Annotated in this window: 8 protein-coding genes; 4 read left to right on the top strand and 4 right to left on the bottom strand. The window is 65.5% G+C overall.

The genetic code is table 11. The features are described from left to right. The first annotated feature begins 76 nt into the window (after positions 1-76). Complete coding sequence (locus CK620_RS02370) at positions 77-3,301, top strand: tetrathionate reductase subunit A (RefSeq protein ID WP_095548919.1); 3,225 nt, start codon at positions 77-79, stop codon at positions 3,299-3,301. A 162-nt stretch (positions 3,302-3,463) separates the two neighbouring features. On the opposite strand, the gene ppsA is transcribed toward CK620_RS02370, so the two are convergent. Further along, the gene (ppsA, locus tag CK620_RS02365; protein WP_095548918.1) at positions 3,464-5,863 is read right to left on the bottom strand and encodes a phosphoenolpyruvate synthase; all 2,400 of its coding nucleotides are present in this window, start codon (positions 5,861-5,863) and stop codon (positions 3,464-3,466) included. 384 nt (positions 5,864-6,247) lie between these two features. Here ppsA and CK620_RS02360 point away from each other — a divergent pair, with 384 nt between their 5' ends. Continuing rightward, a complete protein-coding gene (locus CK620_RS02360; RefSeq protein ID WP_095548917.1) occupies positions 6,248-7,777 on the top strand; it encodes a multicopper oxidase family protein in 1,530 nt (509 codons plus the stop codon). 147 nt (positions 7,778-7,924) lie between these two features. Then, entirely contained in the window at positions 7,925-10,093 is a 2,169-nt protein-coding gene (locus CK620_RS02355) for an IPTL-CTERM sorting domain-containing protein (protein ID WP_143325877.1), read from the top strand. A gap of 340 nt (positions 10,094-10,433) precedes the next feature. Here CK620_RS02355 and CK620_RS02350 read toward each other — a convergent pair whose 3' ends face one another. The 3 genes from CK620_RS02350 to CK620_RS02340 form a co-directional block, all read right to left on the bottom strand. Further along, the gene (locus CK620_RS02350) at positions 10,434-11,927 is read right to left on the bottom strand and encodes a sodium:proton antiporter (RefSeq protein WP_095548915.1); all 1,494 of its coding nucleotides are present in this window, start codon (positions 11,925-11,927) and stop codon (positions 10,434-10,436) included. A 110-nt stretch (positions 11,928-12,037) separates the two neighbouring features. Then, positions 12,038-13,372 (bottom strand): homoserine dehydrogenase, encoded by a 1,335-nt coding sequence (locus CK620_RS02345; RefSeq protein ID WP_095541339.1) that lies wholly within the window; start codon positions 13,370-13,372, stop codon positions 12,038-12,040. A 56-nt stretch (positions 13,373-13,428) separates the two neighbouring features. Next, positions 13,429-14,709, bottom strand: coding sequence for a pyridoxal phosphate-dependent aminotransferase (locus tag CK620_RS02340; protein WP_095541338.1), 1,281 nt, complete (start codon positions 14,707-14,709; stop codon positions 13,429-13,431). Between the two features lie 192 nt (positions 14,710-14,901). Between CK620_RS02340 and CK620_RS02335 the strand changes: the two genes are divergently transcribed. Then, entirely contained in the window at positions 14,902-15,300 is a 399-nt protein-coding gene (locus tag CK620_RS02335) for an Mth938-like domain-containing protein (protein WP_095549116.1), read from the top strand. Positions 15,301-15,842: the final 542 nt, after the last annotated feature.

Genomic DNA, 15,842 nt, shown 5'->3' with positions numbered 1-15,842 from the left:
CAATGCCGCAGCAGCCGCCCTCAAAAAATCGTGAGCCAAGCAGCCTGATCTGGCTGCATCGCCAAAGGATTTCCCCATGACTGACAAGAAAAAAACCTCTTCCCCCGATGCCAGCCGCCGCAATCTGCTGCGCGGCGGCCTGGTCGCAGGCGGCGCGGCAGCCTTTGCCGCAGGCTATGGCGAAACCCTGATGAAGGGCGCCAAGGGCCTTTTGACCGGCACCTCGGGCGTGCCCACGGCCAATGCCACGCGCGGCAACTCGCTGCAACCAGAGTTCCGCATCAACCCCGCCACCGGCCTGCTGGACACCCAGCCCGGCCAGGTCGTCAGCCCTTCGAGCTGTCTGGGCTGCTGGACGCAGTGCGGCATTCGCGTGCGCGTGGATACGCAGAACAACAAAATCCTGCGCGTGGCCGGCAACCCCTACCACCCGCTGGCCACCACCCACCACGCGCCGATGGAAACGCCCGTGCGCGAGGTGTACGCCATGCTGGGCGGCGACAACGGCCTGGAGGGGCGCGCCACCTCCTGCGCGCGCGGCTCGGCCATGTTCGAGCACCAAACCGCCCCGCACCGCGTGCTCGCGCCGCTCAAGCGCGTGGGGCCGCGCGGCTCGGGCCAGTGGCAGACCATCTCCTTTGAGCAACTGATTGAAGAAGTCTGCGAAGGCGGCGACCTGTTCGGCGAAGGCCACGTGGAAGGCCTGCGCGCCATCCGCGATGTGCAAACGCCCATCGACCCCGACAACCCCGAATACGGCCCCAAGGCCAACCAGTTGTTGTTCACCGACGCCTCCAATGAAGGCCGCCGCCCGCTCATCAACCGCTTTGCCAAACAATCCTTTGGCACCAACAACCTGGCCAACCACGGCGCTTACTGCGGCCAGTCCTACCGCGTGGGCACGGCCGCGGCGCTGGGCGACATCCCGGCCATGAAGCACGGCAAGCCCGATTGGAAGAACTCACGCTTTGGCCTGTTTCTGGGCACCGCGCCCGCGCAGGCAGGCAACCCCTTCCAGCGCATGGGCCGCGAGCTGGCCGAGGCGCGCTCACGCGATGAGAAGACCTACCAGTACGTGGTCGTCTCGCCATTGCTGCCAACCTCCTCCAGCCACGCCGCAGGCGACAACAACCGCTGGCTGCCCATCAAGCCCGCCACCGATCTGGCCTTTGCCATGGGCCTGATCCGCTGGATCATCGACAACGAGCGCTACGACGCGAAATTCCTCGCCCAGCCCGGCCCTGCGGCCATGACTGCGGCGGGCGAGGCCTCGTGGAGCAATGCCACGCACTTGCTCATCAACGACCCCAAGCACCCGCGCTACGGCCAGTTCCTGCGCGGCGCCGACATGGGCTGGCCCATGCCCGCGCCCAAGGATGAGAAAACCCCGGCTGAGGACGTGTACGTCGTGCAACTGGCCGATGGCACGCTGGTGCCGCACACCGTGGCCCAAGCTGCCGAGCTGTTCGTCGAGCGCATGGTGGAAATCCTGCCGCCTACTCCTGCGCCAGCCCCTGCCGCCGAGGGGCAGGTTGCCGCACCTGCCGCAACACCACAAGCCGCCGCCGCGCCCCTGCCGCCCGTGCCAGTGGCCGTGTGCAGCTCGCTGTTCAAACTGCGCGAGCAGGCCCGGCTCAAAACCTTGCAGGAGTATTCCGACCTGTGCGGCGTGCCCGTCAAGGAGATCGAAGACCTGGCACGCGAATTCACCAGCCACGGCAAGCGCGCTGTCGCCAACTCCCACGGCGGCACCATGAGCGGCGCGGGCTTTTACACCGCCTACGCCATTGCCATGCTCAACAACCTGATCGGCAACCTCAACGTCAAAGGCGGCTGGGTGCTCGATGCAGGCCCGTTTGGCCCCTTCGGCCCCGGCCCGCGCTACAACTTCGCCAAGTTCGACGGCATGGTCGCCGCCAAGGGCGTAACCCTCTCGCGCACGCGCTTTCCGTACGAGAAAACCAGCGAATTCAAGCGCAAGAAAGAAGCGGGCGAAAACCCCTATCCGGCCAAGGCCCCCTGGTATCCCGCGCCCGGCCCCATGAGCAGCGAAATGCTGGCCGCCGGCCTGATGGGCTACCCCTACGGCATCAAGGCCTGGATCAACCACATGAGCAACCCGGTGTACTCGATCTGCGGCTTCGAGCAGGCCCTGGTCGAAGGCGTCAAAGACACCAAAAAACTGCCGCTGTTCATCTCCATCGACCCCTTCATCAACGAAACCACTGCGCTGGCCGACTACATCGTGCCCGACACCGTCACCTACGAAAGCTGGGGCATCGGCGCGCCCTGGGCCGACGTGATCGCCAAAACCTCCACCGTGCGCTGGCCCGTGGTCGAGCCGGCCACCGCCAAAACCGCTGAAGGCCGCCCCATCAACTGCGAAACCTTCCTCTTCGCCGTGGCGAAAAAGCTTGGCCTGCCCGGTTTTGGCAAAAACGGCATGTCCACCAAGGACGGTCAGCCGCTGGATCTGGACACGCCCGAGCAGTTCTTCCTGCGCGGCATGGGCAACATCGCCTACCAGGCCGGCAAGCCCGTGCCCGAGGCCAGCGACGACGACATCGCCATCACCGGCCTGACGCGCTGGATGCCCACTCTGGAGCAAAGCCTGGCGCCCGAGGAAGTGCGCCGCGTGGCCATGGTCATGAGCCGTGGCGGGCGCTTTGACAGCATCGACGCAGCCTGGAAGGGCGACAACATCAAGGCCGCCTACCTCAAGCCCGTGCAAATCTGGCACGAGCCGCTGGCCAAGATGCGCCACTCCATGACCGGCGAGCGCTACAGCGGCTGCCCCACCTGGTACCCCACCCGCTTTGCCGACGGCAGCGCCATGCGCGAGCATTACCCGGAAAAGGACTGGCCGCTGACCATGAGCTCCTACAAATCCAATCTGATGAGCTCCATGTCGATCGCCGCCTCGCGCCTGCGCCAGGTGCACCCGCACAACCCCATCTCCATCAACCGCGAGGATGCGCAGGCCCTGGGCATTGCCAATGGCGACCACATCCGCGTCACCACCCCCGGCGGCTCGCTGCAAGGCGTGGCGCTGGTGCGCGGCGGCATCGCCAAAGGCGCCATCGCCATCGAGTACGGCTACGGCCACACCCAACTGGGCACAGTGGCGCACCTGGTGGATGGCAAGCCCACGGCGCACAACCCGCAGCATGGCCGGGGCGTGAACCTCAACCGCCTGGGCTTTACCGACCCGACCCGCCCGGCGCACGACAACGTCTGGATCGATTGGGTCTCCGGCGCCGTCGTACGCCAGGGCCTGCCAGTGCGGGTGGAAAAGGTGTAAAAGCCTTGCCGTGGCCGCGCATCCTGCGGGCCACGGCAAGCCGCCAGCAAGGGCGGCAGACAAAAAAGCAAGCGGCCCGTATGGGCCGCTTTTTCATGGCTGCTCTTTGAGCGCCTGTTCAGAATCTTTGTCGCACCGAGATCGTTGAACAGGCGCTGTGCGTCAGCCGGCTTTCTTGGCCAGTTGGTTCCAGGTGCTGACCACGCTGTCGGGGTTCAGCGAGATCGAGGAGATGCCCTGGTCGGCCAGCCATTGCGCAAAGTCCGGGTGGTCGCTGGGGCCCTGGCCGCAAATGCCCACGTACTTGCCCTGATCGCGGCAAGCCTTGATGGCGCGGGCCAGCATGAATTGCAGCGCCGGGTCGCGCTCGTCGAAGTCGGCGGCCAGCAGCTCCAGGCCGGAGTCGCGGTCCAGGCCCAGCGTCAGCTGGGTCAAATCGTTGGAGCCGATGGAGAAGCCATCGAAGTGCTGCAGGAACTGCTCGGCCAGGATGGCGTTGCTGGGCACCTCGCACATCATGATCAGGCGCAGGCCATGCTCGCCGCGCTTGAGGCCGTTCTTGGCCAGCAGTTGCTCGACAGCGGCGGCCTGGCCCAGCGTGCGCACGAAGGGCACCATGATTTCCACATTGGTCAGGCCCATGTCCTCGCGCACGCGCTTGAGGGCCAGGCATTCCATCTCGAAGGCGGCGCCAAAGTCCTCGCTGATGTAGCGCGTCGCGCCACGGAAGCCCAGCATGGGGTTTTCCTCTTCGGGCTCGTAGCGGCTGCCGCCGATGAGCTTGCGGTATTCGTTGCTCTTGAAGTCCGACAGGCGCACGATGACGGGCTTGGGCCAGAAGGCCGCAGCGATGGTGGCCACGCCTTCGGCGACCTTGTCCACATAGAAGGCGCGCGGGCTGGCGTGACCGCGCGCCACGCTTTCCACGGCTTTTTTCAGGTCGGCATCGACGTTGGGATAGTCCAGAATGGCCTTGGGGTGTACGCCAATGTTGTTGTTGATGATGAACTCCAACCGCGCCAGGCCCACGCCATCATTGGGCAGCTGAGCAAAGTCAAAGGCCAATTGCGGGTTGCCCACGTTCATCATGATCTTGGTGCCGATGGCGGGCATTTCGCCGCGCTGCACCTCGGTGACTTCCGTCTCCAGCAGGCCGTCGTAGATCTTGCCGGTGTCACCCTCGGCGCAGCTGACGGTAACCAGCGCGCCGTCCTTGAGCCTGGCCGTGGCATCGCCGCAGCCGACCACCGCCGGGATGCCCAGCTCACGCGCAATGATGGCGGCATGGCAGGTGCGCCCGCCGCGGTTGGTGACGATGGCGCTGGCGCGCTTCATCACAGGTTCCCAGTTGGGGTCGGTCATGTCGGTGACGAGCACATCGCCGGGCTGGACTTTCTCCATCTCGGCCACGTCACTGACCAGGCGCACCGGGCCGGTGCCGATCTTCTGGCCAATGGCCCGGCCTTCGCTGAGCACCTGGCCGGTGCCCACCAGCTTGTAGCGCTGCTCGGTCTTGCCCTTTTGCTGGCTTTTGACGGTCTCCGGGCGGGCCTGCAGGATGTAGAGCCGGCCGTCGCCGCCGTCCTTGCCCCATTCGATGTCCATCGGGCGGCCATAGTGCTGCTCGATCACCAGGGCGTAGCGCGCCAGCTCCATCACCTCCTCGTCGCTGAGGGCGTAGCGGTTGCGCTGCTCGGGCGGCACGTCCACGGTTTGCACCAACTTGCCGCTGGCAGCTTTTTCCTCGGGCGTGGCAAACACCATCTGGATCAGCTTGGAGCCCAGGTTGCGGCGGATCACGGCCTGCTTGCCTGCGCGCAGTGCAGGCTTGTGCACGTAGAACTCGTCCGGATTCACGGCGCCTTGCACCACGGTCTCGCCCAGGCCGTAGCTGGCGGTGATGAAGACCACGTCCTCGAAGCCCGATTCAGTGTCGATGGTGAACATCACGCCAGCGGCGCCAGTGTCCGAGCGCACCATGCGCTGCACGCCAGCCGAGAGGGCCACCACGTCATGGGCAAAGCCCTTGTGCACACGGTAGCTGATGGCGCGGTCGTTGTAGAGGCTGGCGAAGACCTCCTTGGTCTTTTCCAGCACGGCCTCGATGCCCACCACGTTCAGGAAAGTTTCCTGCTGACCGGCGAAGGAGGCATCGGGCAAGTCCTCGGCCGTGGCCGAGGAGCGCACGGCAAACGACGCTTGCGCATTGCCTTCGCTGAGCGTGGCAAAGGCCTCGCGGATGGCTTTTTCCAGCTCGGGCGGGAAGGGCTGGGCCTGGACCATGGCGCGGATTTGCGCGCCGGCCTCGGCCAGGGCGCGCACATCATCCACATCCAGCGCCGCCAGACGCTGGCTGATCTTGTCCGACAGACCATCGTGCTTGAGAAATTCGCGGAAGGCATGGGCCGTGGTGGCAAAGCCGGTGGGCACACGCACCCCTTGCGGCAGCTGCGAGATCATCTCGCCCAGCGAGGCATTCTTGCCGCCGACGACCTCGACGTCGCTCATCCTCAGGTTTTCAAACGGTACGACCAGGGCGGTCGCTGCAAAGCGTTCAGACATGGGAAGACTCCAGAAGTAAGAAAACGGTGAGCAGGCCCGGCGCACTGCGCCAGGCCCAGGCGCTGCAGCCCCGCTCGGGCCTCAGCGGCTGCCATGCCCACGGCGGGCGCAAGCCCATCGGCGCACGCTTTGCTTGTTCTGTTTTGGGTGCGACACGCATGGTGGTCAAGGCCGTGAGAGAAGGCAGACAGGGCAGGCAAATATCGGCAAATCGGTGGCCCTGCGGCCAAAGCGGCCTATTGTAGTGGGGGCTTCTGGCCTGCGCGCCGGCAACTGCCAGCGGGGCCGTCGCCAAGATGGCGCACAATCCGATGCGATTCGCGAGCTGGCAGCTCTCGACACTGAGCCGCACAGGACATCCGCCCTTTTCCACCGATTCCTCACATGCCCTTGTCACATTTGCAGCAGCAGCGCCGCCGCCTCGTGCTCGGCCTGGGCGCCAGCGCCGCACTGGCCCCACTGGGCCTGCGCGCAGCCATGGATTCGCACGCCGAGCTGGTCTATACGGGCTCCAGCGAGCTGGCACCCCTCTCGGCCCTGCACCGGCACCGCGCGCACCAGAGCCTGCCACGCCTGCCCAACCGCTCGCGCCGCCCGGGGCTGTTTCGCGGCCGCATCGTGGCCATGCCAGCGCAGTTGCAGCTGGCCAAGCGCGGGCGCACAGCCGCTTACTGCTACAACCTGAGCACGCCCGGACCACTGGTGGAGGTCTATGAAGGCGACCGCGTCGAGATCGACTTCTTCAACCGCCTGCCTCAGCCCTCAACCATCCACTGGCATGGGCTGGCCATCCCCGCCGACCAGGACGGCGCGCCACAGGACTTCATCCCCGCTGGCGGGCACCGCCGCTACCAGTTCACGCTGCCACCGGGCAGCGCCGGCACGCACTGGTACCACCCACACCCGCACATGCTCACGGCCGAGCAGGTTTACCGCGGCCTGGCTGGCGCGCTGATCGTGCGCGACCGCAACGACCCATTGCGCCACATCCCCGAGCAGGAGCTGTTCATCTCGGACCTCAAGCTTGGCCAAGACGGCCAGATCCTGCCCAACGACCGCGAGGACTGGATGAACGGCCGCGAGGGCCAGTTCATCCTCATCAATGGCCGGCAATTGCCGCTCATCACCCTGGCCGGCACTCAGCGCTGGCGCATCTGGAACGCCTGCAGCGCGCGCTACCTGCGCCTGAGTCTGGATGGCGTGCCCTTCACCCAGGTGGGCACCGACGGCGGGCTGCTGGGCGCGCCAAGGCACAACCTGCAGGAGCTGCTGCTGGCGCCGGCCGAGCGCGCCGAGATCATCGTCAGCGCCCAGCCAGGCCAGCAGCGCGCGCAGCTGATTGCCGAGCCTTATGACCGTGGCGCCATGGGTCGCCTGTCCGGGCCGTCGCAACGGCGCCTGCTGGCCGACATCGACATGCTGCTCTCACCCCAGCACCCTGCGCTGGATATTCCCGACGTGTTGCGCCCCATCACCGCGCTGCAAAACCCCACGGCACAGCACATGGTGGCCTTCTCTGACTATGTGGATTTGCAGGCTGCGCCGCCATCCAACCCCTACGAGCGCCCCAAGGACATGCTGTTTCTCGTCAACGGCCAGGCCTACGACCTGCAGCGCGTGGACATCGAAGGCCAGCTCGGCGCCGTCGAGGAATGGACCCTGGTCAACGCCTCGGCCATGGGCATGGACCATCCCTTCCACATCCACGGCGGGCACTTCCAGGTCATCGAGCGCGAATACCAGGGCCAGGTCACGCCCGAGCCCTTCCTGGCCTGGCGCGACATGCTCAACCTGCGCGCCGGCGAAAGCGCCCGCATCCGCATGCGCATCACCGAGCCGGGCCTGCGCATGTTCCACTGCCACATCCTCGAACACGAAGACCTCGGCATGATGGGCAATCTGCTGGTGCGCTGACATGCCCGCCCCAAGCCAGAAAACGCTGCCATCCATGCCACACAGCAACAGTTCGCTCAAAATGTGTGCCACACAGCCCCGCGCAGGCTCGACAATCGTGCGCGGACAGACCAGCCCATGACTTTTTCGCACCAACAGGAGACTCCCATGCGCCACCCACGTCCCATCCACCGGCCAGCCCGCCCTGCGGCGCTGCTGCTGAGCTTGCTGGCAACCAGCCCCTGGGCGCTGGCCGCCCCCGTGCAGGTCGATTCCTACCGCGGCTGGGGCCATGAAGGCCCCATGCAGCCGCCGGCCAGCAACAACGTCAACTTCCCGCGCTGGCTGCCCGGCAAGGCGCTGGAGCCCTATTACGACAACATCCCGCGCCTGAATTCGGCCAACCCATCCGCAGGCACGCCCGAAGCGCGTCTGGCCGCCCTGCAGCGGCTGCTGGCCCATGCCACGCCACCGGGCGGCAATGCGGTCGATTCCGGCGTTACCGGCGCCCCGGCGCCCGTGGCCGGCACCGCGCTGACCAAGACCCTGCCCTCGCTGAACATCCCCAGTGGGGCCAATGTGCTGTGCGAATACAACCGCGCCGGCGGCACCTGGCCCCAGGCCGGCGAGGCCGCCTGCAAGAACGGCATCGAAGGCGCGGTGATGTACGTGGCCGTGCACTTGCCCGCAGCGGGCTACAAGCTGCGCGTGCAGCAGGGCAACGACGGCGCGCTGATCGACGCCAACCGCGACGGCGGCGTGCACTACCGCGTGCTGGATTACAGCCAGAAACTGGCCATCGGCGCCACTATCGGCACGCCCCAGGGCGGCTACGACGCGCCCAATTCCGCCGCACTGCAAGAAGGGCTGTACAACCTGCGCGTGGTCTGGAACAACTGGGGCTCGGACGCAAACCTGAACGTGCAATGGGTCACCCCGGGCGGCGCAATCGAAGACATTCCGCCCAGCGCCCTGTTCGACCCCAGCGATCCGGCCACCTACATCGACGCCGTCGATGACGACTACACCAGCACCCCCATTCCGGCAGGCGCGACCGCCACCATCGGGCCGGTATTCACCAACGACAGCGTCAACCGCTCCCAGGCCACGCAGGCCAACGTGGCCAGCGCGGAGCTGACCGCCACCGTGCCCGGCATCAGCCTGAACGCCGATGGCACACTCGCCGTGGCCGGCACTACCGCCGTTGGCACCCACACACTGACCTACAAGATCTGCAACGCTGGCACAAAACCTGACCCGTTGTGCGACACCGCCACCATCAAGGTGCGCATCGACCCGGACATCGCGCCGCAACCCGACAGCGGCAGCGCCACCGCTGGCACCGCCAAGCCCGATGCCGTGCCCAACATCGCCACCAATGACCTCGTCAACGGCCAGCCCGCCACGCTGGGCGCCAGCGGCAATGCCACCGTGGCCACGGTCGGCGCCTGGCCCGCTGGCGTCACGCTCGATCCGGACACCGGCGTCGTCAGCACCACGGCGGCCACGCCAGCGGGCGTGCACACGCTGGACTACAAGCTGTGCGACCGCGCCACACCCACACCCAATTGCCAGGACAGCACGATCACGCTGACGGTCAATACCAGCATCGCGCCAACGCCCGACAGCGGCAGCGCCACCGCCGGCACCGCCAAGCCCGATGCCGTGCCCAACATCGCCGCCAATGACTTCGTCAACGGCCAGCCGGCCACGCTGGGCGCCGGCGGCAATGCCACCGTGGCCACGGTCGGCGCCTGGCCCGCTGGCGTCACGCTTGACCCGAACACGGGCGTCGTCAGCACCACGGTGGCCACGTCGGCTGGCGTGCACACGCTGAACTACAAGCTGTGCGACCGCGCAATGCCCACGCCCAATTGCACCGACAGCACGATCACGCTGACGGTCTCGGCAACGCCTGTGGCCGCTGCGGACGACATCCGCCCGCAGGCCCTGCCCGCTGGCACGGACGCCATCGTGGTCAACAACATCGTCCAAAACGACACCATCAATGGCCAGCCCGCCACGCTGGGCACTGGCGGCAATGCCACGGTCTCCATGGTGGGCACTTGGCCTGCGGGCATCACGCTGGATGCGAACACGGGCGAAGTGCGCATGGCCGCATCGGTGCCTGCAGGCAGCTACACGCTTCAATACCAATTGTGCGATCGCAGTACGCCTGCCCAGTGCGTGCAGGCTGCGATCCGCTTCACGGTGAGCGCCGGCCCAGCGCCAGTGCCCGGCAATGCCACGCCCGTGCCCACCCTGGGCCATTGGATGCTGTGGCTGTTGAGCCTGGCCACGGCCGCCCTGGGGCTGGGCCGCCTGCGCCGCTTCTGAAAGACTTGAGGGTCTGAGCCCAAGCCTGTGGCCACTCTTTGGCCACAGACTCGGGCCATGATGAGCAGCCCGCGCACGCCAGCCATGGCGGCGCGGGCTTTTTGCTGGCCCACGCGCCAAGGCCAAGGGCCGGCACTCAGCGCGTCACCGGCGTCAAGGCGCGGCCGGTTTCGAAGAAGGCAATCAGGCTGTCGGCAGCCAGCTGGGCCATGGCCAGGCGCGTGCGCCTCGAAATGCGCGCGCAGTTGCTGCAGCACTTCGTTGAAGGTGGGCTGTGGCCACCAGCACCCGTGGTTTGCTTGCAGGGGCCATGTGTGCGCCCAAGACTTTGAACAGGCTCTTACAGATACCAGAGCAAGGTCTGCAGCATGAACAGCGGCGTGAGGATGCACACGGCCCAGGCCACATACCCGAAGAAGCTGGGCATGGGCACGCCGCGGTGCTCGGCAATGGCCTTGACCATCAGGTTCGGGGCGTTGCCGATGTAGCTCAGCGCGCCCATGAACACTGCCCCGGCCGAAATGCCCGTCAGCGTAGCCGCCAGCGTGGTCGTGAGCGTCTGGGCATCGCCTCCGGCGGAGTTGAAGAACACCAGGTAGGTCGGCGCATTGTCCAGAAAGCCGCTGAGCACGCCGGTGGCCCAGAAGTACATGGCCGGGATGGGTTGGCCATCGGCGCCGGTGACGGCCCGGACCACGGGCGCAAACGGGCCATGCACGCCCGCCTGCAGCATGGCGATGACCGGGATGATGGTCAGGAAGATGCCGGCAAAGAGCTTGGCAACCTCCAGCATCGGTTCCCAATTGAATTGATTGGACTCATGGATGTGGCGCGCCGTGAGCTTGAGCGAGGCCAGCGTGATACAGACAAAGCCCAGATCGCGCAGCAGGCTTTGCAGGCCGACCTCCGTGCCCATGATGTCGAAGGTGATGCCCGGCTTCCAGATGCCGCTCATCAGCACCAGCGCGACAATGCCGGCCAGCCAGATGAAGTTTGCGCCACCTTCAATGCGCAGGCTCTCGCTGTCGGTGGGCGTGGGGTCAAAGCGCGAGCGGCCCTCGGTGCGGTAGAACCAGCTGTCGAGCAGATAAAAGATCACCAACAGCGCCACCACCAGGAACAACGTCTCTGACCAGATGTGCTGCATGGTCCAGAAGAACGGCACCCCCTTGAGAAAGCCCAGGAACAAAGGGGGATCGCCCAGCGGCGTGAGCGAGCCGCCGATGTTGGAGACCAGGAAGATGAAGAACACCACCACATGCACCCGATGCTTGCGGTCATCGTTGGCGCGCAGCAGCGGGCGGATCAGCAGCATGGAAGCGCCCGTGGTGCCCATGAGGCTGGCCAGTAGCGTGCCCAGCGCCAGGATGGCGGTATTGAGCGCCGGGGTGCCGCGCAAGTTACCGCGCAGATAGATACCGCCCGAGACGGTGAACAAAGCCGTCAGCAACAGCACGAAAGGGATGTACTCGGCCAGCAGCGCGTGCACCACATTGGCCAGCGCAGCATGCCAGCCATGGACCACGGCAAAGGGCAGCAAAAAGGCCAAGGCCCAGGCCGCTGTGATTTTGCCGTAATGACCGTGCCAAAGCCTGGGCGCCAGCAGCGGCAGGATGGCGATGGACAGCAATACGCCGGCAAACGGCACACCCCACCACAAACCCAGTGCTGCGCCATCCAGGCTGGCCGCTTGCACGGTACCGGGCAGCAAAGCCCCGCAGGCCAGCAGCCAGCAAAGCAGGCGCGCACCCAGCGCCCGAGCGGTATCGGGCCTGGGGGCGCACTGGGAGCGGCGGGCAAATGGCAAAGGCGTCAGGGGCAGTGAGGCTGGCATGTGTATGTTTTTTCTCTGGCCCCGCAGGGCTCGCAGGCAAGGCGGCCGCCTTGCAAAAAAAGCCCGGCAAGCCGGGCGTGATGTAGGAAATGGCGGGTAAGAATCTCGAACTAGTTCAACTCTTCCTTGCGCAGTCGCACGACCGAACCCAACACCGTGGGCAGGCCCTGGATTTTTTCCAGTGCCTCATTCATCGTGCCCTCGCGCGTGCGATGCGTGAGGATGATGAGGTCCGTCTGATCTGCGCCCTCACCCAGCAAGTCGTCCGATTCACGCTGCAGCATGGCGTCGATGCTGATGCCATGCTCGGCGAGGATGGTGGTGATGCGCGCCAGCACGCCCGGCTCGTCGAGCACGCGCGCGCGCAGGTAGTAGCTGGTGATGACTTCCTCGATCGGCAGCACCGGCAGGCTGCCCTGCGCAGCCTCCAGGCTGGCGGACTGAAAGCCCAGCACTGGCGTGTAATGGCTGGGATCGGCTCCATACAAGCGGGCAATGTCCACCAGATCGGCGATCACCGCGCTGGCCGTGGGCTCGGAGCCTGCGCCCTGGCCGTAGTACAGCGTGGTGCCCAGGGCATCGCCATTGACGACGACGGCGTTCATCGCCCCTTCCACGCTGGCCAGCAGGCGGCGCGTGGGCACCAACGCCGGGTGTACGCGCAGCTCGATGCCTTTGTCCGTGCGGCGGGTCACGCCCAGCAGCTTGATGCGGTAGCCCAGTTGCTCGGCGTACTGGATGTCGGTTTTCTCCAGCTTGGTGATGCCTTCGACGTGGGCCTTGTCGAACTGCACCGGCACGCCGAAGGCGATGGCGCACATCAGCGTGGTTTTGTGGGCCGCATCGATGCCTTGGATGTCGAAGGTCGGATCGGCCTCGGCGTAGCCCAGGCGCTGGGCCTCCTTGAGCACGGTGGCAAAGTCCAGCCCCTTGTCGCGCATTTCCGAGAGGATGAAGTTGGTCGTGCCGTTGACGATGCCCGCCACCCAGTTGATGCGGTTGGCCACCAAGCCTTCGCGCAGCGCCTTGATGATGGGGATGCCACCGGCCACGGCGGCTTCGTAGGCGACGATCACGCCCTTGCGAGCCGCAGCGGCGAAGATTTCCGCGCCATGCACGGCCAGCAATGCCTTGTTGGCGGTAACGACGTGCTTGCCCGCCTCGATGGCGGCCAGCACCAGGGTTTTGGCAATGCCGTAGCCGCCGATGAGCTCGATCACCACATCCACATCGTCGCGCGCCACGACTTGGGCGGCATCGCTGACGACTTCCACGTCATCACCGACGATGCTGCGCGCGCGTTGGGTGTCCAAATCGGCCACCACGGTAATGGCGATCTCCCGACCAGCGCGGCGGCTGATTTCTTCCTGATTGCGTTTGAGAACCGTGAATGTGCCGGCGCCAACGGTGCCGATGCCCAGCAGGCCTACTCGGATGCGAGTCATGTGTGAAAAAGATGGAGAGAAAAGAGAGGAAATCGGGCAGTGGGCGCTGTGGCCCATCAGGCGGATGACGTTGCAGATGCCTTGCCCGCTGTAGGGTGGCCCGCATGCAGCCTACTGTTCTTGCGCTCGCGCACGGTTTTCAGAAAGCGGGCGATGCGTTCGATGGCCTCGCGCAAGTCGGGCTCGTGCGGCAGAAAGACGATGCGGAAATGGTCCGGGTGCGGCCAGTTGAAGCCCGTGCCCTGCACCAGCATGACACGCGTTTCCTTGAGCAGCTCAAGAAAGAACAGGCGGTCGTCTGTGATCGGATAGACCTGCAGATCCAGCTTGGGAAACATGTACAGCGTGGCCTGGGGCTTGACGCAGCTGACGCCCGGAATGGCGCTGATGAGCTCGTAGGCCAGGTCGCGCTGGCGCCTCAGGCGCCCGCCCTCGCCAGTGAGTTCATTGATGCTCTGGTAGCCGCCCAGCGCCGTCTGGATGGCCCATTGCCCAGGCACGTTGGAGCACAGCTTCATGTTGGCCAGCATGTCCAGGCCCTCGATGTAGTCGCGCGCGCAACCCTTGTCGCCCGAAACCACCATCCAGCCTGCGCGATAGCCGCAGGAGCGATAGCTCTTGGACAGTGAGTTGAAGGTCAGCGTCAGCACGTCGCTGCTGAGGCTGGCCAGCGCGGTGTGCGTGTGCCCGTCGTAGAGCACCTTGTCGTAGACCTCATCGGAGAGGATGACCAGGCCGTGCTCGCGCGCGATCTCCACGATGCCCAGCAGGGTCTGCAGTGAATAGATGACGCCCGTGGGGTTGTTCGGGTTGATGACGACGATGCCCTTGGTGCGCGGCGTGATCTTGCTGCGGATGTCGTCCAGATCGGGCTCCCAGTTGTTGGCCTCGTCGCACAGATAGTGCACCGGCGTGCCACCGGAGAGGTTGGTCACCGCCGTCCACAGCGGGTAATCCGGCGCGGGCAGCAACAGCTCATCGCCATCGTCGAGCAAGGCATTGGTGGCCATGGCGATCAACTCGCTGGCGCCATTGCCCAGGTAAATATCGTCAAGCGTCACGCCGGCAATGCCTTGGCGCTGGGTCTCATGCATGACGGCCTTGCGCGCGGCAAAAATGCCCTTGCTGTCCGAATAGCCTGCCGACGCCGGCAGGTTGCGGATCATGTCCTGCTGCACCTCCTCCGGAGCATCGAAGCCAAACGGCGCCAGATTGCCGATGTTCAGTTTGATGATCTTCTGGCCCTCGTCCTCCATGCGCCGCGCCTCATCGACGATCGGCCCCCGGATGTCGTACAGCACATTGGCCAGCTTGGCGGATTTGTGAATGGGTTTCATGACAGTGTGATTCAGGCGCCGCACCCGGCATCGGCAGGCCGCGCAACCAACGGCGCCCTGCCCTGGCGCAGCCCCAAGCAGGCCGGCGCAAAATCGTAAAACCTATAATTTGAACACAGATGGCCCGGCCCCCGGGCCGATTTTGCGCACTCTTGCCATGGGCCTGTGGCAGCCGCTGCAGCCAACACCGCCATGAAACTCCACGCCGATCTGCCCCTTGCCAGCTCCATCATCGCCTACGGCGACGGCTGGCTGCAGCTGCCCCAAGAGCGGCTAGAGCACAGCCTGCTGCTCAGCGGCGAAGGCTGGCATCAGCCCTGGGACTGCCCCCGCTTCGACGCTTTACAGCAAGCGCATCTGCAGGCCTTGGCCGATGCTGCCCGTCAGCACCAGGCCCAGGTCGTATTGCTGGGCAGCGGCGCCTGCACCCGCTTTCCCGCCACGGCATGGCTGCGCCCATTCATCACGCAACAGTTGGGACTGGAGGTCATGGACACAGCGGCCGCCTGCCGCACCTTCAATATCCTGGTCGGTGAAGGCCGCCGAGTGCTCGCCGGATTGATTCTCGAACGCGGCGCTGAGTCGATTTAGGGCAACGCTGAATAAGTTCCCGCAGTGCGGCGCCCCCTGTGTGGGGATGGGATGCAAGGCGCAAACCGCAGCAATAGCCCCCGCTATTGCGAGGCTTTGCAACGCAGCAGACCGCCCCAGACAGGGATGCGCCGTGTGCGAGAGACTTGTTCAGCGTTGCCTTAGGCTTTCTCAGGCGCAATGTCGCGGCGATGCCAATCGCGAATGCGCTACAATTGCAGGTTGCGCCGGGCCTGCAAATGCGGGGTGCGGCAAATGCAAGCGAAACCAGCAACCAGAGAAAGAGCAACAAGAAGATTTGACTGCAAGGGTGTCACGGGATTGGGCAACAACCACCCTCTGAATGGTTTGCTTGGTTCAAATCCCTTGGCGCGTGGCCTGCCCCACCGGGCGCCTTTTATCCCTTGCCCCCTTGGCCCGCTACAGCCTCAGCTCCCGTGGCTTGCGGCGCGGCAAATCTCCTTGCACACACACTGCGCAGCCTTGCTCACATTGGCTGCACCTGCACTGGTTGTTGTCCGCCTGCATGCGCCTGACCTTGC

It is taken from the genome of Vandammella animalimorsus (assembly GCF_002285285.1).
In the GTDB taxonomy this organism is placed as follows: Bacteria; Pseudomonadota; Gammaproteobacteria; order Burkholderiales; family Burkholderiaceae_C; genus Lampropedia; species Lampropedia animalimorsus.
Note: the sequence above shows the minus strand (reverse complement) of the source record. Positions and strands in the feature narration are given on the sequence as shown.